14 protein-coding genes and 1 pseudogene are annotated in these 18821 nt (G+C 60.9%); 9 read left to right on the top strand and 6 right to left on the bottom strand.

Translation table 11 applies throughout. The annotated features are described in order from the left end of the window. The first annotated feature begins 115 nt into the window (after positions 1–115). The 3 genes from ACRESD_RS25145 to ACRESD_RS25135 are packed head-to-tail and all read left to right on the top strand — an operon-like array spanning position 116 to position 2623. Entirely contained in the window at positions 116–1072 is a 957-nt protein-coding gene (locus ACRESD_RS25145) for an aliphatic sulfonate ABC transporter substrate-binding protein (protein WP_431753376.1), read from the top strand. A gap of 10 nt (positions 1073–1082) precedes the next feature. Further along, entirely contained in the window at positions 1083–1910 is an 828-nt protein-coding gene (locus ACRESD_RS25140) for an ABC transporter permease (protein WP_431753375.1), read from the top strand. Continuing rightward, a complete protein-coding gene (locus ACRESD_RS25135) occupies positions 1907–2623 on the top strand; it encodes an ABC transporter ATP-binding protein (protein ID WP_431753374.1) in 717 nt (238 codons plus the stop codon). The genes ACRESD_RS25140 and ACRESD_RS25135 overlap by 4 nt, the downstream gene beginning before the upstream one ends. Before the next feature lie 60 nt (positions 2624–2683). Here ACRESD_RS25135 and ACRESD_RS25130 read toward each other — a convergent pair whose 3' ends face one another. The 5 genes from ACRESD_RS25130 to ACRESD_RS25110 all read right to left on the bottom strand — a co-directional run bounded on the left by ACRESD_RS25130 (position 2684) and on the right by ACRESD_RS25110 (position 9710). After that, entirely contained in the window at positions 2684–4294 is a 1611-nt protein-coding gene (locus tag ACRESD_RS25130) for a GMC family oxidoreductase (protein WP_431753373.1), read from the bottom strand. 25 nt (positions 4295–4319) lie between these two features. After that, complete coding sequence (locus ACRESD_RS25125; RefSeq protein WP_431753372.1) at positions 4320–5537, bottom strand: mandelate racemase/muconate lactonizing enzyme family protein; 1218 nt, start codon at positions 5535–5537, stop codon at positions 4320–4322. A gap of 1 nt (position 5538) precedes the next feature. Continuing rightward, the gene (locus ACRESD_RS25120; protein ID WP_431753371.1) at positions 5539–6849 is read right to left on the bottom strand and encodes an MFS transporter; all 1311 of its coding nucleotides are present in this window, start codon (positions 6847–6849) and stop codon (positions 5539–5541) included. A 76-nt stretch (positions 6850–6925) separates the two neighbouring features. Then, a complete protein-coding gene (gene aldA, locus ACRESD_RS25115) occupies positions 6926–8350 on the bottom strand; it encodes an aldehyde dehydrogenase (RefSeq protein ID WP_431753377.1) in 1425 nt (474 codons plus the stop codon). A 430-nt stretch (positions 8351–8780) separates the two neighbouring features. Beyond that, positions 8781–9710 carry a LysR substrate-binding domain-containing protein gene (locus tag ACRESD_RS25110; protein ID WP_431753370.1) on the bottom strand — a complete coding sequence of 310 codons (930 nt, stop codon included), beginning with the start codon at positions 9708–9710 and terminating at the stop codon, positions 8781–8783. A 235-nt stretch (positions 9711–9945) separates the two neighbouring features. Here ACRESD_RS25110 and ACRESD_RS25105 point away from each other — a divergent pair, with 235 nt between their 5' ends. The 6 genes and pseudogenes from ACRESD_RS25105 to ACRESD_RS25080 all read left to right on the top strand — a co-directional run bounded on the left by ACRESD_RS25105 (position 9946) and on the right by ACRESD_RS25080 (position 17334). Continuing rightward, positions 9946–11589 (top strand): ABC transporter substrate-binding protein, encoded by a 1644-nt coding sequence (locus tag ACRESD_RS25105; RefSeq protein ID WP_431753369.1) that lies wholly within the window; start codon positions 9946–9948, stop codon positions 11587–11589. Positions 11590–11637: 48 nt separating this feature from the next. Continuing rightward, positions 11638–12591 (top strand): ABC transporter permease, encoded by a 954-nt coding sequence (locus ACRESD_RS25100; RefSeq protein WP_431753368.1) that lies wholly within the window; start codon positions 11638–11640, stop codon positions 12589–12591. Beyond that, positions 12588–13424 carry an ABC transporter permease gene (locus tag ACRESD_RS25095; RefSeq protein WP_431753367.1) on the top strand — a complete coding sequence of 279 codons (837 nt, stop codon included), beginning with the start codon at positions 12588–12590 and terminating at the stop codon, positions 13422–13424. The genes ACRESD_RS25100 and ACRESD_RS25095 overlap by 4 nt, the downstream gene beginning before the upstream one ends. A gap of 2 nt (positions 13425–13426) precedes the next feature. Continuing rightward, positions 13427–15064 carry a dipeptide ABC transporter ATP-binding protein gene (locus tag ACRESD_RS25090; RefSeq protein ID WP_431753366.1) on the top strand — a complete coding sequence of 546 codons (1638 nt, stop codon included), beginning with the start codon at positions 13427–13429 and terminating at the stop codon, positions 15062–15064. 84 nt (positions 15065–15148) lie between these two features. Beyond that, positions 15149–16318: pseudogene (locus ACRESD_RS25085) on the top strand (hypothetical protein). 140 nt (positions 16319–16458) lie between these two features. Then, positions 16459–17334 carry a LysR substrate-binding domain-containing protein gene (locus tag ACRESD_RS25080; RefSeq protein ID WP_431753365.1) on the top strand — a complete coding sequence of 292 codons (876 nt, stop codon included), beginning with the start codon at positions 16459–16461 and terminating at the stop codon, positions 17332–17334. On the opposite strand, the gene ACRESD_RS25075 is transcribed toward ACRESD_RS25080, so the two are convergent. Continuing rightward, entirely contained in the window at positions 17281–18657 is a 1377-nt protein-coding gene (locus ACRESD_RS25075) for an MFS transporter (protein ID WP_431753364.1), read from the bottom strand. The genes ACRESD_RS25080 and ACRESD_RS25075 overlap by 54 nt on opposite strands. Positions 18658–18821: the final 164 nt, after the last annotated feature.

Here is an 18821-nt window from a genome sequence, read left to right as displayed (position 1 = left end):
CCTCCGAACCAGCTGGCACAGAGACTGCATATTCCTGAAAAGCATGATGGAACATGCCAACTAATTTTTAAGAATATAAGAAAAGCCTCCTCTCAACGCCTTCCGGAGCTGTTCCATGAAACCCATTACCCAACGCTTACTGGGCGTCTTCGCCCTCGCCCTGTGCCTGCAACCGCAGGCCTTTGCCGCCGAGACAGATCCCGCCCAAGTCACCCTCGACTACGCCTACTATTCGCCCGTAAGCCTGGTGCTCAAGCACTTCGGCTGGCTGGAGCAGGCCTTGCCAAACGCCAAGGTCGGCTGGGTATTGAGCCAGGGCAGCAACAGGTCCCTGGAGTACCTCAATAGCGGCGGCGTCGACTTCGCGTCTTCCGCCAGCCTGTCTGCGGTGTTGAGCCGCGCCAATGGCAGCCCGATCAAATCGGTGTACGTATACAGCCGCGCCGAGTGGACTGCCCTGGTGGTACGCAAGGACTCGCCGCTTAAAAGTGTCACCGATCTCAAGGGCAAGAAAATCGCCGCCACCAAAGGTACCGACCCGTACCTGTTCACCCTGCGCAGCCTGCAAAAGGCCGGGCTGAAAAAGGACGATGTGGAATTGGTGCACCTGCAACACCCGGATGGCCGCATCGCCCTGGAGAAAGGCGATGTAGACGCCTGGGCCGGCCTCGACCCGCATATGGCCGCCAGTGAAATCCAGGCCGGTTCGCGCTTGCTCTATCGCAACAAGGACTTCAACAGTTATGGCGTGGTCAGCGTCACCGAGAAGTTCGCCAAGGAGCATCCACAGACCATCACCAAAGTGCTCGGCGCCTACGAAAAAGCCCGTGACTGGGCGGTGAAGCACCCAGATGAATTCGCCAAGCTGCTGGCCGACGAGTCGGGCCTGCCGTTGGAAGTGGCCAAGCTGCAACTGTCGCGCACCGACTTGAGCACACCGTTCTTGAGCCGCAAGGATGTCGTGTCGTCCAAGGCCGCGGCGCCGATCCTGGTGTCTGAGGAACTGGTGCGTCGCGGAGTGAATGTAGACCAGGTGATCGACCAGTTGATCGACACCTCGTTCAGTCAATAAGGGGCGCGTGATGACCAGCAAAACCCAAGCTTTGCCCCTGGCGGCGCCGCAGGTGATCAACCGCAGCGCCTGGCCACGTAGGCTCAAGGGCCTGGTGTTGCCGGTGCTGATCCTGCTGATCCTGGAAGGGGTGGTGCGGATGGGGTGGTTGCCGTCGTACCAGATGCCGGCGCCCAGCGAAATTGCCGTGACCCTGACGCAGCTGGCCGAGGGCGCACTGTGGAAGCACATCAGCGCCAGCCTCGGCCGGGTGCTGCTGGGCTTTGCCATCGGCGCCAGCCTGGCCCTGGTATTTGCCGCCTGGGTAGGGTTGAGCCGTGAGGCCGAGGCTTATTTGGAGCCGACGTTCGCCGGGTTGCGTTCGATCCCGAGCTTGGCTTGGGTATCGCTGCTGCTGTTGTGGCTCGGTATCGATGAAACCTCGAAGATCGTGCTGATCGCGATTGGTGCGTTCTTCCCGGTGTACCTCAATGGCGTCGCGGCCATCCGCGATATCGACCGCAAGCTGGTGGAAGTCGGGCAAATGTATGGCTTTAGTCGACGCCGATTGGTACGCCGCATTCTCCTGCCCGCCGCCCTGCCCGGCTTGTTTACCGGCATGCGCAGCGGCTTGAGCCTGGCGTGGATGTTCTTGGTGGCGGCTGAGCTGATCGCAGCCACCAAGGGTTTGGGCTACTTGCTCAGCGATGGGCGCGAAACCTCACGGCCGGACATTGTGCTGGCGGCGATCATCGTATTGGCGCTGTTGGGGAAGGTCAGCGATGGCCTGCTCGCGGCACTGGAAAAACGCTGCCTGGCGTGGCGCGACACCTTCAACGGTCAAGGGGCGGAGCAGTGACTACATCGCCGTTATTGGATATTCGTGTGGAGCGAAAGAGCTTCACCGACACCTTAGTGTTGAAAGACGTGAGACTGGCCTTGCAACCTCGCGAAACCGTGAGCCTGTTGGGGCCAAGCGGCTGTGGCAAAAGTACACTGTTGCGTATCGTCGCCGGGCTGGAAAAGGACTATCAGGGTGAACTGCGCAGCCCGGATGGCGAAGTCGCATTTGTGTTCCAGGAACCCCGTCTGATGCCCTGGCTTACAGTGGAGCAGAACATCGGTTTCAGCGACGACAACCACTACGATAAGGCCTGGGTCACGCAATTGATCGAGGAAGTCGGCCTCAAGGGCTTTGCCCAGGCGCTGCCCAAGGCATTGTCCGGGGGCATGGCGCAAAGGGTGGCCATCGCCCGTGGCCTGTATTCGCGACCGCAGGTCTTGCTGTTGGATGAGCCGTTCAGCGCAGTGGATGCATTTACCCGTATGAAGCTGCAGGACTTGCTGCTGCAACTGGCCGAGCATCACGCCATCGCGTTGCTATTGGTGACCCACGATGTGGACGAGGCGTTGTACTTGAGTGATCGGGTACTGGTGATGGGCAACCGGCCAAGCAGCATTCGCCAGGCATTGGCGGTGGACCTGCCGCACCCGAGGGACCGCCGTGATCCACTGCTGGCGCAACTGAAAGCGTTGTCCCTGACAGAATTGCAGCGAGCGCACGTGATCTGATCCAGTCGTGGGCGGGCTTGCCCCGGTACAAACCGGGGACATCGTTTACATATCTGACCCTCAAGCATCCTGCAAAATCAGATCCGCGCCCTTCTCCGCCACCATCAACACCGCCGCATGGGTGTTGCCCGAGGTCACGTTCGGGAAGATCGACGCATCGACTATGCGCAACCCGTCCAGCCCATGCACCTTCAAGCGCTTGTCCACCACCGATACCTGCGTGTCCGAGCCCATGGCGCAGGAGCCGCACAGGTGGTAGATGGAGCCGCTATTTTCGCGGAAATATTGCAGCATCTGCTCGTCGGTCTGCACCGCCGCCCCCGGCAAAACCTCAGCCACGGTGATGCCCCTGAGCGCCGGCGCCTGCATGATCTTGCGCATCAACCGGCTGCCCTGGATCACCTCATCGATGTCCTTTTGGGTGCTCAGGTAGTTGGGGTCGATCAGCGCCGCGTCCCGTGGGTTTTTGGAAGCAATGCGGATGGTGCCGCGGCTGGTCGGCCGGCACGGGTTGAAGCACAGCAGGAACCCGGAATACGGCTCGGGCTTGAGACTGGCCTTGTTGTTTTTCGGGATCTGGTACGACAGCGGGTTGAAGTACAGCTGCAGGTTCGGATCACTCTGCTCGTCGTTGCCGCGAAAGAAACCACCGGCCTGGTTGACGCTCATGGCCAGCGCCCCCTTGCGGGTAAACAAGTACTTGAGGCCCAACTTCAGTTGGCCGAACAGTGAGCTGAGTTCATCGTTCAGGGTCGGGATATTGGCCTTGTAGTAGTAGCTGGCGCACAGGTGGTCCTGCAGGTTCTGCCCTACGGCGGGCAGGTGCTTGACCAGCGGGATGTTGTGCTCGGCCAGCAACTGCTGGTCAGCCACGCCGGACAATTGCAGGATCTTCGGCGTGTCTACCGCGCCGGCACACAGGATCACTTCCTTGCGAGCCGTAAAGGTACGTGCCACGCCGTGCTGGGTGACAGCAATGCCGGTGGTGCGCTGCTGGTCGTCGAACAGCACACGGTCGACCAGAGCATGCAGCTCTACGGTCAGGTTCGGACGACTGAGAGCCGGATGCAGATGCGCAAAGCTGCTGGAGCAACGCTCGCCATTGCGCGTATTGACGTCATACAGGCCCGCGCCTTCGAAATTCGGCCCGTTGAAGTCATCACTCAAGCCATAGCCGAGCTGTTTGCAGCCCTTGAGAAACACATCGCAGATGGGATGTGTCTGGCCCTTCATCGGCGTGATGCTGATGGGGCCGCTGCCGCCGTGGTACTCGGTGTCACCCAACGGGTGATTTTCCAGTTTGCGGAAATACGGCAGCACGTCGTTGAAGCCCCAGCCATCGTTGCCGTTGGCCGCCCAATCGTTGAAATCATGGGCCTGGCCACGCACGTAGATCATCGCGTTGATCGAGCCCGAGCCGCCCTGCACCTTGCCCCGTGGCGCGTAGATTTCACGCCCGGCCAGTTGCTTTTGCGGCTGGCTGTAGTACATCCAGTTGAAGGTCGGGTTGTAATACATCTTGGCGAAACCGACCGGGATCTTGAACCACCAGGAACTGTCCTTGCCGCCAGCCTCCAGCAGCAACACGGAGTATTGGCCCGAGGCGGACAACCGGTTGGCCAGGACGCAGCCTGCGGCGCCAGCCCCGGCGATGATGTAGTCATATGTCATTCACAGTTACCGCGTAAGTCGTTTTTTAGCCCTTGGCGGGCGAAGTGTCTTTGACGTCAGCCGGGGTCGGCGCCATCTGCAAATGCAGGCGTTCGCCGGTATACGGCGTGTGCTTGCGCACCACGTCCATATTCAGTTCCACACCCAGCCCGGGCTCGGTGGACGGGATGATGTAGCCGTCCTCCCATTGCAGTGGCTTGGTCAGCACTTCGGCGTGGAAACCGCCCCAGGTCATGATGCTTTCCTGGATCAGGAAGTTCGGCGTGCAAGTCGCCAATTGGAAGCTCGCCGCCGCGCCAATCGGCCCGTTGTACAGGTGCGGCGCGATCTGTGCGTAGTAGGCTTCGGCCATGCTCGCGATCTTCTTGGCCTCCAGCAGCCCGCCGCAGCGCGCCACGTTCATTTGCAGGATCGATGCACCACCGGCTTGCAGCAGCTTGAAGAATTCGTACTTGGTGGTCAGCCGCTCACCGGTAGCAATCGGGATGCTGGTCTTGGCCGCGACCTGGGCCATGGCCTCTTCCTGGCCTGGCGGCACCGGCTCTTCGAACCACAGTGGGTCGTATTTCTCCAGGCGCTTGGCCAGGCGGATCGCCGATGACGGCACCATCTGCCCGTGAGTGCCGAACAACAGGTCACACTTGTCGCCCACCGCTTCGCGGATCTTGCGGCAGAACGTCTCGCAGCGTTCCAGCACTTCCAGGGAGATCTGGTGGCCGGAGTACGCGGTGTACGGCCCGGCCGGGTCGAATTTCACCGCCGTGAAGCCCTTTTTCATGTTCTCGATGGCGCACTCGGCGGCCAGGTCCGGGTCGTCGTAGTCGTACTCGCCCTTGCTGTTGACTGGGTACAAGTAGGTGTAGGAACGCAGGCGCTCGTTGACCTTGCCGCCGAGCAGCTCGTAGACCGGCTTGTTGGCGGCCTTGCCGATGATGTCCCAGCAGGCCATTTCCAGGCCGCTGACCACGCCCATCATGGTCAGGTCCGGGCGCTGGGTGAAACCGCTGGAATAGGCCTGGCGGAAGAAGCGCTCGATATGGTGCGGGTCGTGGTTGAGCAGGTAGCGCTCAAACACGTCCTCGATGATCGGTAGCATGGCCTTGGGGCCGAACGTAGCGGCGTAGATCTCGCCGACGCCTTCGATGCCGCAGTCGGTCTTGAGCTTGACGAACAGCCAGTACATGCCACCGATATGCGGTGGTGGAACAGCAACGATGTGGGTTTCAAGGGCGACGATTTTCATCTCAGGCACCTGTCTGGTTGAATTTTTTACGGTTGATTCGGGCGCGCAGGGTCAAGGCCGCAAGGGTGCCAAGCACGCCGATGAAGGCGATGTAGCCGAAATACAGGTTGTAGCCAGCCTTGCCTGGGTAGGTTTCCGTCAGGTAGCCATTGATCAGCGGGATAAACGTGTCCGGCAAGTAGCCCACCACCGAGACAATGCCGATGGCTAGGCCAGTGATGCGCAGCGGGATGTCGCAGCTGTCGAGGATCGCCCAGTACAGGCCACGGATCGCGTAGGTCATCAGGCCGATGAAGATCACCGTGCCGATCAGCAAGCCCAGGCTGTTGAACGCCGGGAACAGGATCAACCCGACCATCGCCAGGGTCACCAGTGCCAGTGCGACGATCAGTACCGAGATGTTCGAGAACTTATCCCCCAGCCAACCGCCACCGATGCCGCCGATGGGACGCATCCACAGTTTGATGGTGGTGATAGTGCCGGCCATCACGGCGGTCATGCCGCTGCCTTGCAGGTAGTCGGAGAAGCTGTAGGTGGCCCAGAACATGTGATAACCGCAAAACACGATGGCGGTCACCAGCCACAACTCGGGGATTTTCACCAAGGTGGTCAGGTCGGCGATCAGGTTGAACTTGCCCTTCTCCACCGCTGCGGTTTCTGCCAGGGACTTGGGGTCTTTGAGCAGTACCAGACCACAGCCAATGGCGATACAGATGAACGAGTACAGGTACACGACATGCTTGAAACCTTCGGCCGCCGACTCGTTGCGCGTCTCGGTAGCGTAGGCGAACAACCCCAAGGCGACGGTGGCGAGCAAGGCTTCCACCAACCCACGCCCCCCGTCGAGGATGCCGAAGAAACGGCCCTGTTCGGTGTGATGGGCAATCATCTTCACGCGCTTGAGCACCGAGGCCCAGAACGTCAGGCCAGTGGTCAGCCCCCAGCAGCCGAAGATGATCATCAGGCCAGTCATCGACGGCACGCTGGCGTACCACATGCCCAGTGCGCCGGTAGCGACCAGGGAGAAGAAGATCAAAAAGCGCGGCGGCAAACGGTCGGCCAGCCAGCCGCTGGGCAGGTAGCTGAGCAAAAAGATCGTGCCGAGCATGGAGTACAGGTAACCCAGCTCGCTGTGGTTGATGTGGAACACGTCGAGCATGGTGGTCTGGTAGACCTGGCGCAGGTAGAGGATCGGGTAGATCGCCCCGGCGGCCAACACCAGTAACAGCAATTGGAAATAGCGACTGGCTTTGTCGCTGTTCGCCGCGGACACGGCAACGGAAACCTGGGCAACGGGTGCAGGCTTGGACATCGTGTGGACCTCAGGCACCCGATGTGCGGGTGCCCTGATAATTGTTTTTATTAAAGGTGCAGCAGGTGTGCGTGGATCAGTACTTCATGACCACCAAGCGGGTCTGGGTGAACTCAAGCATCCCGTGCTTACCGTCATCGCCGCCCAGCCCTGAGCGTTTCCAACCGGCGTGGAACCCCTGATACGGGTCGGCCGGGGTGCGGTTGACGTACAACTCGCCGGCCTCGATGGCATTCGCCACTTTCATCGCCGTGCGGTAGTTCTCGGTGTACAGCACCGAGGACAGGCCGAACTGATGGTCGTTGGCCATGCTCAGCGCTTCATCGATGTCGCGGTACTTGAGCACCGGCAGCACCGGGCCGAAGATTTCTTCCTGGATGATTTCCATGCCCTGCCGGCAGTTGCTGAGCAAGGTCGGCGGGTAGAAATGCCCCGGCCCTTCGGGCAGCACACCGCCTGTTTCCAGTACAGCACCGTCGGCGATGGCACGCTCGACCATGGCGTGGATGTTCTTCCGGGAATTGGCGTTGACCAGCGGCCCCATCAGGCTTTCATCCTTGGCGCGGTCGCCGAACTTCACGGCGCTGATCTTGGCTTTCAGCAGTGCGAGAAACGTGTCGTAGACGCTTTCATGCACATACACGCGCTCCACCGCCGTGCACAGCTGGCCGCAGTGCGTGGTCTTGGACGCGACGATGGCGCTGGCGGCTTTTTCCAGGTCGGCATCGGCTTCGATGATCGCCGGCGTCTTGCCGCCCAGCTCCAGGGACGGCTTGGCGATGTTGGCCTTGCAGTAATCCAGCACGATACGCCCGGCGTTCACGCTGCCGGTGAGTGTGATCAGGCCGACGGCCTTGTGGGTACAGACACTGGCGGCGGTCGCATGGTCCATGGTCAGGATATTGATCACACCGGCGGGAATCCCCGCGGCGACCACCGCCTTGGCGATTTCAAACGCCGACAGCGGCGTGTTGTTGCTCGGCCGCACCACCACGGTGTTACCAGCAATCAACGCCGGAGCGATCTTGCGCAACAAGGTGTACACCGGGTAATTGAACGGAATCAGGCAAGCCACTACACCAATCGGCTCGCGTTGCAGGAACAGGTTTTCGTCCGGGGTGTCGCTGGGGATGATCTCGCCTTCGATACGGCGCGCCCATTCGGCGTGGTAACGGGTGATCTGCGCGGCATAACGGGCTTCGTTGCTGGCGTCACTGACACTCTTGCCGGACTCGCTCGCCAAGGCCGTGCCGATGGCTACGGCGCGGCTGTCCAGGGCATCGGCAAACGCGCGAAGGTGCTCGGCACGCTCAATGCTGGTGAGCTTGCCCCAGGTTTTCTGGGCGATGGCGGCGGCGTCGACGGCGGCGATGGCTTCATCAGCGGTGGCCGCACTGACGTGGCCTACGAGGGTTTCATCGGCAGGGTTGTAGACGGCGATCAGGGCATCGCTGGCCGGTTCCACGAACTGGCCATTGTAGAAATTGCGCTCGAATTGCATGTGGTTTGCCCAACGTTGTTGTTTTGCGAGTGACATGCAGTTTTGTCGTTGTTAGGGGGGCGGGCAAACGACTTATTGGGTGGGGTAACGTGAGAAAAACGAAGGTTAGGTGGGATTGGTGTACATATCCGTAAACCCGAATGGGGTCAAAATGTGGGAGCTGGCTTGCCTGCGATGCAGGCAACTCGGTAAATCAGACACACCCAGTCGATGCCATCGCAGGCAAGCCAGCTCCCACAGAAAAGCGACGTGAACACTCACCCAACCCACAATGCGAAGCGAGTAGCTCTTGATCTTGCTTTTGATCTGAGGCGCCCCGTCAACCATGTGTCCGGTCCATACAGGCCTTTCCAAAAGTGACCCGCTGAAAGAGCGGAACCCTAAGCCGCCGTTACCTAAATAACGGATATACCCCCTATCAAAAACCCAATCAACCCGCCGCCGTAGACGGCTCCAACTGCCGCTGCGCCAACCAGATCTCCTCCTGTAACCACTGCCCGAACACCTGTAACTGCGGCGAGTCCGTCTGCTCCGGCCGGGTCACCAGCCAATAGGACTGATGCCCTTCCACGTGCACATTCAATACCTGCGTCAGCTGCCCGCTGGCCAGTTCCGCCGCGACCATATGCCAATCCGCAATGGTAATCCCCAACCCATCCGTCGCCGCCCGAATCGCCAGGTCCAGCAGGTCGAATTCATAGCCGCCCTGCGTATCCACCCCATGAATCCGTGCCGCGTCCAGCCAGTGCTTCCACGTCAGGTAACGCTGATCCTCACTGGCCAACACATGCAACAAGGTCATGCGATTCAGGTCCACGCCATCACTGCATTCCCGGGCATACAGCGACGGCGCGCACACCGCGATGTGCCGCTCCTGGATCAGCAACGAACTGTCCAGGCCATCCCACTCGCCATTGCCGAAACGAATGGCGCAATCGAGCGTGCTGGTCTGCGCCAGGCTGTCTTGCAGGCACGTGGTGATGCTCAACTCCAATTCCGGATGGGCCTCACGCAAACGCCCCAAGCGCGGCATCAACCAGCGGCTGGTGAAGGTCGGCGGTGCGTTGACGTGCAGGCGGTTGGAGTGGGTTTTCTGCTGGATGCTGCGCACCGTCAGTTCGATCTTGTCGAAGGACTGGTTCAACGCCCGCAGCAAAACGCGCCCGGCGCTGGTGAGTTCGAGGTGGTGATGGCGCCGCTCCAGCAGGTTCTCCCCCAACTGTTCTTCAAGCTGGCGTACTTGGCGACTGACCGCACTCTGGGTCACGTTCAACAGCTCCGCAGCCCGGGTAAAGCTGCCAGTACTGCCGGCGACTTCGAAGGCTTTGAGGGCATTGAGACCGGGCATTTTGCGTTTCATGAAGGGCACTCGAAAACGGCTGACGAGGTGCCAAGCATCCCACGCCATGTAGGAAACCTCCTAGCCAACATGATTTTTTGTATCTACCGGCCCGTCTATCTCAACGTTTTTCCTTCGTCGAGCCGACTAACATGCATTTAACGAACGTTTGACCGCCGATTTAATCGTTTGTCGATCGCAGCACTGATGACAAAACTGCGGGCATCTCTAATAAAAACAACATGAGAGCAGCCCCATGTCCGATTCCAAAGAATTAGCGACCCTGGCCGGCACTACGCCGCACCCTGCCATCGAAGCCCTGTGCAATCAGGTGCAGAGCGGTGAGATCAATCGTCGCCAGTTTCTGCGCACCGCCACCCTCCTCGGCATTACCCTCGCCAGCGCCTCAAGCTTCATCGGCTCGGCCCTGCTCGGCAACGACGCCCAGGCTGCCGAGGCCACGCCCGCACGCCAAGGCGGCAGCCTGCGCTTTGCCTGTGCGATCCAGGAAATCCAGGACCCGATGCTGATCACCTGGATCGAAGCATCAAACCTGTTGCGCAATGCCTTGGAATACCTGACCTGGGTCGACGCCGACAACATCACGCACCCTTACCTCGCCGAAAGTTGGAGCCCGTCCGACGACCTCACCACCTGGACCTTCAACCTGCGCCAGGACGTGCAGTGGAGTAACGGCGACCGCTTCAACGTCGACGATGTGCAACACAACATCGAACGCTGGATCGCCGCCGATTCCAAGTCGGTGAACCGCACGGCGTTCCAGGACATCAAGGCCTTCGAAAAAGTCAGCGATTACCAATTCCGCCTGCAACTCAAGCGGCCGATGCTGGCGATCCCGGAGATGCTCAACGCCTTCACCTGCGCCATCGTGCACCGCAGCTTCAAGGCCGGTGATGACTGGGCGAAAAACCCATTGGCCACCGGACCATTCAAGTTGGTGTCATTCGCCGTGAACAAGCAGGCGACCTTCGCCAAGCGTGCCGATTACTGGGGCAAGCCCGCCAACCTCGACGAACTGCGCTACATCGACATGGGCACCGACGTGTCCACCCACCTCGCCGCCCTGCAGGCCGGCCAAGTCGACGTGCTGTACCGGGTGACCGTGGCCGAACTGGACCTGGCCAAGCGCCTGCCCGGCGCCCAGTTGCTCAGCTGCAAATCCGCGCAGACCGTGGTGATGCGCATGGCCTGCGACCAGAAGCCGTTCACCGACCTGCGCATCCGCAAAGCCGTGGTGTTGTGTGCCGACAATGCGCAGATGCTCAAGATCGCCTATCGCGGCATGGGCACCCTGGGTGAAGACCACCATGTAGCGCCCTCCCACCCCGAATATTTCCCACTGCCCAAGCGCAACCGCGACGTGGCAGCGGCGAAAAAACTGCTGGCCGAGGCCGGCTTCCCCAATGGCCTGGACATCGACCTGATCGTGGGCAACACCCAGGGCCGCTATGAGCAGGACTGCGCGCAGATCCTGCAACAGAACTGCCTGGAAGCCGGGATTCGCATCAACCTCAAAGTGGTGCCTGCCGCACAGTACTGGCCGATCTGGGACAAGGCCGCGTTCAGCCTCACCTACTGGGCCCATCGTCCGCTTGGGGTGATGTCCCTGGAGCTGGCCTATCGCGGCGGCGGCGCCTGGAACGAAAGCCACTACAGCGACCCCGACTTCGACGCCGCGCTGGACAAGGCCATGGGCATCATCGATCCCAAGCAACGCGCCGTGGCCATGCAAAGCGTCGAGCAGATCCTGCAGGACGCCTGCGTGATCGTGCAGCCGTTCTGGGGCGACAAGTTCACTGCCGTGAGCAAAAAGGTGCAGGGCTTCGAGGTACACCCTTCCGACTTCTACCCCATGGGCAATGTGTGGCTGAGCGCCTGATTCAAAGGCGTAACCCTCTTTCCCATCTTCCGTCGGAGCATGCACCTGATGGCTCATTTTCTATTGCGCAAACTGCTGATGCTGTTGGCGACCCTGTTGTCGGTGTCATTGATCGTGTTCCTGGCCCTGGAACTGAACATCGATGACGTCGCCATCAACGTCCTTGGCCCCTACTCGGCCGCCGACCAGCGCGCCGCGTGGCTGGTGGAGCATGGCTACAACCAACCCTTTGTGTGGCGCTACCTGGTGTGGCTCAAGGACTTTGTCAGCGGCGACTGGGGCACCTCGGTGTACTTCCGTGAATCGGTGCTCAAGTTGTTGCTGCCGAACCTGATGCAAACCCTGACCCTCGCCGGGCTGGCGTTGCTGGTGATGGTGCCCGTGGCGTTGACCCTGGGGATTCTCGCCGGCATCCGCCAAGGCTCGCTGCTTGATCGACTGGTGTCGTGCCTGTCGATCGTCACGACCTCGATTCCCGACTTCGCCAGCGCGGTGTTCGTCTCGGCGATCTTCGTGTTCTGGCTCAACTGGCTGCCCGGCGTGAGCAGCATGAGTGACGGTTTCAGCGCTGTGCAATTGGTGCTGCCGTTGATGGTGCTGTGCCTGTTCGGCATAGGCTATCTGGCGCGCATCACTCGAGCGTCGATGGTCGAAGTGATGCAGTCACCCTACATCCGCACGGCACGGCTAAAAGGCGCCTCCACCGCGCGCATCGTGGTGCGCCACGCCCTGCGCAATGTGCTGATCGCCCCTATCACGGTGATCATGCTCTACATCCCGTGGTTGCTGTCCAACGTGATCGTGGTCGAGGTGTTCTTTGCCTACAAGGGCTTCGGCTCGCTGCTGTATACCGCGTCGCTGAACCATGACGTGTACCTGATCGAAGCCTGCGCCATGGTCAGTGCGGTCGTCGTCGGCATCACCAAGATCTTCTCGGACCTGGCCTATACCTGGCTCAACCCGCGCATCACCCTGCGCAGTCTCGGCGGAGGTGCCCAATGAGCCGTCTGCATGCCTTCAAACATCCATTGGCCTTGCTCGGCCTGCTGCTGGTGGGAGGCTGGGCGGTGATTGCGCTGCTGGCCCCGTGGCTGGCACCCCATGATCCGCTGGAAAGCTTCACCCCACTGCTCACGCCGATGACCGCTGGAGACAACGGCCAGAGCTTCCTGCTGGGCACCGACATGATCGGCCGCGACATTCTCTCGCGGTTGATCTGGGGGACGCGCACGGTGTTGTTCTGGTCGATCCTCGCCACGCTCACCGCGTTTGCCGTGGGCATCGCCATGGGCCTGTGCGCCGGTTACTTCAATGGCTGGGTCGATGCGGTGCTGTCGTATGTGGCCGACACCGTGCTGTCGTTCCCGGTACTGGTGTTGTACATCGTGATCATCATTGCCCTCGGCGCCTCGGCCCTGAACATTCTGATTGCGGTGACCTTTACCAGTGCGCCGGCGATCTTCCGCATCATGCGGGCGCTGACCATCGACATCCGCTCCCGCGACTACGTGCTCAGCGCCATCACCCAGGGTGAAGGTTCGTTGCGCATCATGCTGGTGGAGATCCTGCCCAACTGCGGTGGGCCGTTGATCGTCGATTTCTGCCTGCGCATCGGCTACACCGCGATCATGATCGGCGCCTTGGGCTTCCTCGGCCTCGGCCTGCCGCCGCCCACGCCAGACTGGGGCGGCATGATCAACGACGGCCGTGCCATGGCCATTGCGTTCCCGCACCTGGTGATCTTCCCGTGCATCGCCATCTCTACCCTGATGCTGGGCTTGAGCCTGCTGGCAGATGGCCTGGATGAAAACGCCCAGCAAGGCGCAAGGAATTGAGCATGAACCCAGAACCCGTTTTGCGTGTGCAAGACCTGTCGATTGAACTGCCCCCTGGCGCCGACCGCAGCCACGCCGTGCACGGCATCAGCCTGGATGTGCGCAAGGGCGAAATCCTGTGCGTGATCGGCGAGTCCGGCTCGGGTAAATCGGTGCTGTCGGCGGCGATCATGGGCGATTACGCCAAGGGCCTGCGCCATGCCGGTGGGGTCATCGACTTCCTCGGCGACGACATCTGTACCCTGGACGAGGCACGCCTGCGCCAACTGCGCGGCAACCGTATCGCAATGATTTTCCAGGAGCCGATGGCGGCGTTGAACCCGGCCATTCGCATCGGCAAGCAGGTCGAAGAAATCTTCGCTATCCATGCGCCGCAGATGCCCCGGCACGATCGCCGCGAACGCATGCTCGCGCTACTCGAATCCACCCAGTTGCCCGACCCGCCGCGCATTGCCAACAGTTTTCCCCACCAACTGTCGGGCGGCCAATGCCAGCGCGTGGTGATTGCCATGGCTTTGGCGATGAACCCGGATTTGTTGATCGCCGACGAACCGACCACTGCCCTTGACGTGACTACTCAGGCCCAAGTACTGAAGCTGGTGCGCGACCTGCGTGGGCGCGGCCAGCATGGCATTCTGTTTATCACCCACGACTTTGGCGTGGTGGCACAGATTGCCGACCGCATTGCGGTGATGGAAGGCGGCTGCCTGGTGGAAATCGGCGAGCGCAATCAGGTCCTGAACGCTCCGGCCCATGCCTATACACGCAAGCTGATTGCGGCGGTGCCGGCGCTGCATCCCGAACTGCATGCGCCTTGCGCCGATGGCGAAATGGCGTTGCGCATCGAGCATCTGACCAAAACCTACAACGTCGGCGGGAGTGCCGTGGCGGCGCTACGCAATGTGTCGCTGAACCTGCCACGGGGCAAGACGTTGGCGATTGTCGGTGAGTCCGGCTCGGGCAAAAGCACCCTGGTCAAGGCCGCGATTCGCCTGGTCGACAGCGACAGCGGTCATGTGTGGGTCGGCGATACCGACTTCCTGACCTTGCACGGCTCGGCCCTGGCGGCCAACCGGCGGCGTATCCAAATGATCTTCCAAGACCCGTATGGCTCGCTCAACCCACGCCACCGCGTCGGCGACATCATTGCCCGTGCCGCGCAATTGCGTGGGTTATCCGCCAAGGATGCCTGGGCCGAGGCCGGTGATTTGCTCGAACAGGTAGGCCTCAAGCGCGATGCCCTCAAGCGCAAGCCCCGGCAGTTTTCCGGTGGCCAGCGCCAACGCATCGGCATTGCCCGTGCCTTGGCCATGCGCCCGGAAGTGCTGATCGCCGATGAAAGCGTGTCGGCGCTGGACGTGTCGGTGCAAAAACAGGTGCTGGAACTGCTGGCGGACCTGCAGAAGCAGTTGAACCTGAGCATCCTGTTTATCACCCATGACTTGCGCGTGGCGGCGCAGATCAGCGACCACATCGCGGTGATGCGCCAAGGCGAAGTGGTCGAATACGGCACGGCCGAACAGGTCCTGCTCAGGCCACAAAACAGCTACACCCAGGCTCTACTCGCCGCGGCGCCGGGGGCTAGCCAGCTACCGGCAGCTGGGCCGCCGCTGCGGCTGATCCGCCCCACCGCGCACTGAGTTCCACCCCTTTCCCGACGCCGCAGCGTTCGCTGCGGCAACGGGCTGCTGTCGCCCAAAATAACGAATAACGAGAGTAAAACCATGCGACCAACCTTACGCTACATCGCCCTGGCTCCCGTGCTCGGCGCCCTCGCGGCACCGGCCATGGCCTATCAGGTCACCGACAACCTCGACCTCGGCGGCGCCGTGCGTGCACGCTGGGACTATGACCCGGACCGCGACATCCAGAAGTTCGGCCTCGACACCGCCTTCCTCAGCGCCAAATACAATTCCGACACCTGGATCGGTGAGGCGCAGTACCGTTTCTATGGGCGCTCATACCCTTACCAGTACACCAAGAACTACGGCGACATCCAGTTCGCCAAGTTCGCCTGGGTGGGCTACAAGTTCAACCCGAACCAACAAGTGCAAGTGGGCCTGAACACCGTACCGTTCGGTCTGCAACCGTATTTCGGCAGCACCTTCTATGAAACCCTGGGCAACGTGATCGGCCTGGAAGACGTGCAACAGGTCGGCACCAAGTACATCCAGCAAAGCGGCGACTGGAACATCCAGGCCGGTTACTACCTGCGTCCTGCATGGCAAGGAAAAGGGACCAGCAAGGGCGTGACCTATTCCAGCGTGATCTCCGAAGCCGACAGCTACGTGGCCGACGGTAGCAATAACCAGGAACGCAACACCGTGGTGGTGCGCGTGGCCAAGGCCATGGACCTGGGCGCCTGGTAATCCGAAGTCGGCCTGTCCGGCCTGACCTCCACACTGGAAAACAAAGACACCGGCAATGACGGCCGACGCAACGCCGTGGCCATCCACTACCTGGGCAAGAACGGCCCATGGGGCCTGCAACTGCAGGCGGCGCGCCAACAGATGTCGCCGCGCAACGAAGGCACTAATGGTGTGGTGACGCTGGGTGGCTATGACGGCACCTTCAACGTCGCCAGCCGTGGCAACTTGTATGTCGCGGACTTGAGTTACGACGTGGGTGGCAAGTACCTGTTCGATCAGATCAGCGGAGTGAAGCTGTATGCCAACTACAGCGCGTTCGACAAATCCGACAATGAATTCAAGACTTCACAGCGGGTGATCCTCGGTACGTCGTTCTCGTTCAGCAAATTGTGGATTGCCACGGAATGGTTGATCGGCAAGAACGACCCGTACATCGGTGGCAGCAGCTATACCCAGAGTCTGGGAGCCGGGGGCAGTAATCAGTGGGAGAACCAGCTGTACATGAACATCGGTTACTACTTCTAATAGGCGGCGTCAGCACTGACGCCATCGGGGGCAAGCCCCCTCCCACATTTGATCGGCGGCGCGGTCAAAAATGTGGGAGCTGGCTTGCCTGCGATGAGACCAGTGAAAACACTATAAAAACAATGTGTGGAACCCGAACCATGCGCCACCTCCCTGCCCTCAACATGCTTCGCGTCTTCGAAGAAGTCGCTCGCCACCGCAGCTTCAGCCAGGCCGCCGTGGGCCTCAATGTCACCCAAGGCGCAGTCAGCCGCCAGATCAAGCAGCTGGAAGACTACCTGGGCGTAGCCTTGTTCATCCGCACGCCCCAGGGCCTGTCCCTGACCGAGGCCGGCTTCGCCTTGTCGCCACACCTGAGCGATGCCTTCGACCATATCGAACGCGCCCTGCAAGCCGTGCGCGTGCCCAACCTGCGCCAGCGCCTGCGTATCGTTGCCCCGCCGACCTGGGCCACACGCTGGTTGTCCGCGCACTTGCGGCGTTTCTGTGAGCGCTACCCGGACATCAACCTCAGCGTCACCCATCAAAGCCACCACGACAGCCTCGCCGAAATCGACTGCCGGATTCGCTTCGGACTCGAAGCCGACACTCATTGCAGTAGTGAGCTATTGGTGATGGAACGCCATATCGCCGTGGCCAGCCCGGAGCTGTTCGTCGACGGGCAACCACCCGACCTGCAACGTTTCCCGTTGCTGCATATCCTGCACGACGGCAAACGCTTGAAGGTATGGGAAAACTGGCTGGCGGCCATGGGCCGAGACGATATCGATGCAGGCCAAGGCCTGGAATTCAGCACCCTGGACCAAGTGATCCACACCGCCCTGGCAGGCGGCGGGCTGGCGGTCATCGACCGGCAGATGATCGAGCGCGAATTGGCCAATGGCAGTCTGTTGCCGATCACCCCGGTGGAGGTGATCGGGCCGTATGGTTACTGGCTGGATGTGGCGACGGACAAACAGGGGTTATCCAAGGTTCGGTTGTTTACGCAGTGGTTGGGCCAGGTCAGCAATCCCTGATACCGGCGGCGCCTCGGCTTTGCACGCCTGACTCAAGGTCAGCGCCTTGGTTTCCGGCGCCCAGGCCCACGAGATGATTGCACCGAACACCAGAATCGCTGCCAGGATGCCCATGGTCGGGCTCAAGCCAATCCCGGCCACGCTGACCGGCAACAGGAAGGTACTGATCGCCGACCCCAAGCGACTCACCGCCGTCGCCAAACCAATGCCACTGGCGCGTACTTCAGTGGGAAAGCTTTCTGCCGGAAATACCCCAACCAGATTACTCACCGCCGACAGCACCAGCGTGAACACACCAAAGGTCAACACCATCAACCACGCCATGCTCCCCGGCAACACCGCCAGCAGGAACAACGTCGCCGCAAGGATGATGAACGCGTTGATCAGGAACCCTCGACGCGAAAACTTCACGGTGCACCAGATACCTATCAACGCACCGACAATCAGCAGCAGGTTGAGCAGCAGTTCCGTGCCAAACCCCTGGGACAAGCCCATCTTCTGCAGGATCGACGGCAAAAACGTGTAGATCGCAAAATACGGCATCACGATGCACACAAAGAACAGGCAGTTGAACGCCGTGCGCTTGCGGTATTCACGGCTGAACAGCACGCCGTAGCCGGAGCGGGTTTGCGCCGACGGCTCCTCATCCAGCACGACATGCTCACCCAAGTGCTTTTTGACGATGGCGCGGGCCTCGGCGATGCGCCCACGATTGACCAGCCAACGCGGCGATTCCGGGGTGCCGATGCGGGCGATCAGGATCAGCCCGGCGGGGATCGCCGAAGACGCCAGCATCCAGCGCCAGGCGTCGTCGCCCAAGCTGAGCATGGCGGTGCCGACAAAAGTGGCGGCCACGTAGCCGAAGGTCCAGATCACGCTGAACGAGCCGAGCAGCACACCGCGATGTTTCTTCGGCGAGAACTCGGCGAGCATGGCGTGCCCCACACTGAAATCACCGCCCAGGCCAATGCCGATGAGGATGCGGCACAACAATAGGCCCATGGCCGTTTCAGCGTAGAACTGCATCACCGAGGCGACGGTGATCAGCACAAAACTGACCAGGAAGATTTTCTGCCGGCCGAGGGTGTCGGAGATCCAACCGAAAAACAGGCTACCCAGGAACAGGCCAATCAGGGCCGAGGCACCGATCAAGCCTTGCCAGAAGGCATCGAGCTGCATCTGAGGGCTAAGAAGCGTGAATGCGATACCGATCAGGCCAAGGATATAACCATCGGTGAAATGCGCACCGAAAGTCAGGCCGGCGATTTTCAGGTGAAAGCGGCCGATCGGCAGGTCGTCGATCTTGACGGGTTGAGGGGTCATGGTGTTCTCCATATTGTTGTTCTTGACGGAGTAACGAGAAGCGAATTAAGCGCAAATGTAGTGAGCGGGCTTGCCCCGCGCTGGGTGGCGAAGCCGCCCTGAATCCAAGCACCGTGGTCTTTCTGAAACACCTCGGTGCTCTTGTTGGGGCGGCTTCGCCCCCC

Source organism: Pseudomonas sp. (assembly GCF_050739995.1).
GTDB lineage: Bacteria > Pseudomonadota > Gammaproteobacteria > Pseudomonadales > Pseudomonadaceae > Aquipseudomonas.
This window is presented reverse-complemented; position numbering and strand designations above follow the sequence as displayed.

Bases quoted from the DNA above. Each gene is read 5' to 3' on its own strand.
- ACRESD_RS25105 (WP_431753369.1), top strand. From the start codon at position 9,946: ATGTCCGATTCCAAAGAATTAGCGACCCTGGCCGGCACTACGCCGCAC.
- ACRESD_RS25100 (WP_431753368.1), top strand. From the start codon at position 11,638: ATGGCTCATTTTCTATTGCGCAAACTGCTGATGCTGTTGGCGACCCTG.
- ACRESD_RS25130 (WP_431753373.1), bottom strand. From the start codon at position 4,294: ATGACATATGACTACATCATCGCCGGGGCTGGCGCCGCAGGCTGCGTC.
- ACRESD_RS25120 (WP_431753371.1), bottom strand. From the start codon at position 6,849: ATGTCCAAGCCTGCACCCGTTGCCCAGGTTTCCGTTGCCGTGTCCGCG.
- aldA (WP_431753377.1), bottom strand. From the start codon at position 8,350: ATGCAATTCGAGCGCAATTTCTACAATGGCCAGTTCGTGGAACCGGCC.
- ACRESD_RS25080 (WP_431753365.1), top strand. From the start codon at position 16,459: ATGCGCCACCTCCCTGCCCTCAACATGCTTCGCGTCTTCGAAGAAGTC.
- ACRESD_RS25075 (WP_431753364.1), bottom strand. From the start codon at position 18,657: ATGACCCCTCAACCCGTCAAGATCGACGACCTGCCGATCGGCCGCTTT.
- ACRESD_RS25125 (WP_431753372.1), bottom strand. From the start codon at position 5,537: ATGAAAATCGTCGCCCTTGAAACCCACATCGTTGCTGTTCCACCACCG.
- ACRESD_RS25140 (WP_431753375.1), top strand. From the start codon at position 1,083: ATGACCAGCAAAACCCAAGCTTTGCCCCTGGCGGCGCCGCAGGTGATC.
- ACRESD_RS25095 (WP_431753367.1), top strand. From the start codon at position 12,588: ATGAGCCGTCTGCATGCCTTCAAACATCCATTGGCCTTGCTCGGCCTG.
- ACRESD_RS25090 (WP_431753366.1), top strand. From the start codon at position 13,427: ATGAACCCAGAACCCGTTTTGCGTGTGCAAGACCTGTCGATTGAACTG.
- ACRESD_RS25145 (WP_431753376.1), top strand. From the start codon at position 116: ATGAAACCCATTACCCAACGCTTACTGGGCGTCTTCGCCCTCGCCCTG.
- ACRESD_RS25110 (WP_431753370.1), bottom strand. From the start codon at position 9,710: ATGAAACGCAAAATGCCCGGTCTCAATGCCCTCAAAGCCTTCGAAGTC.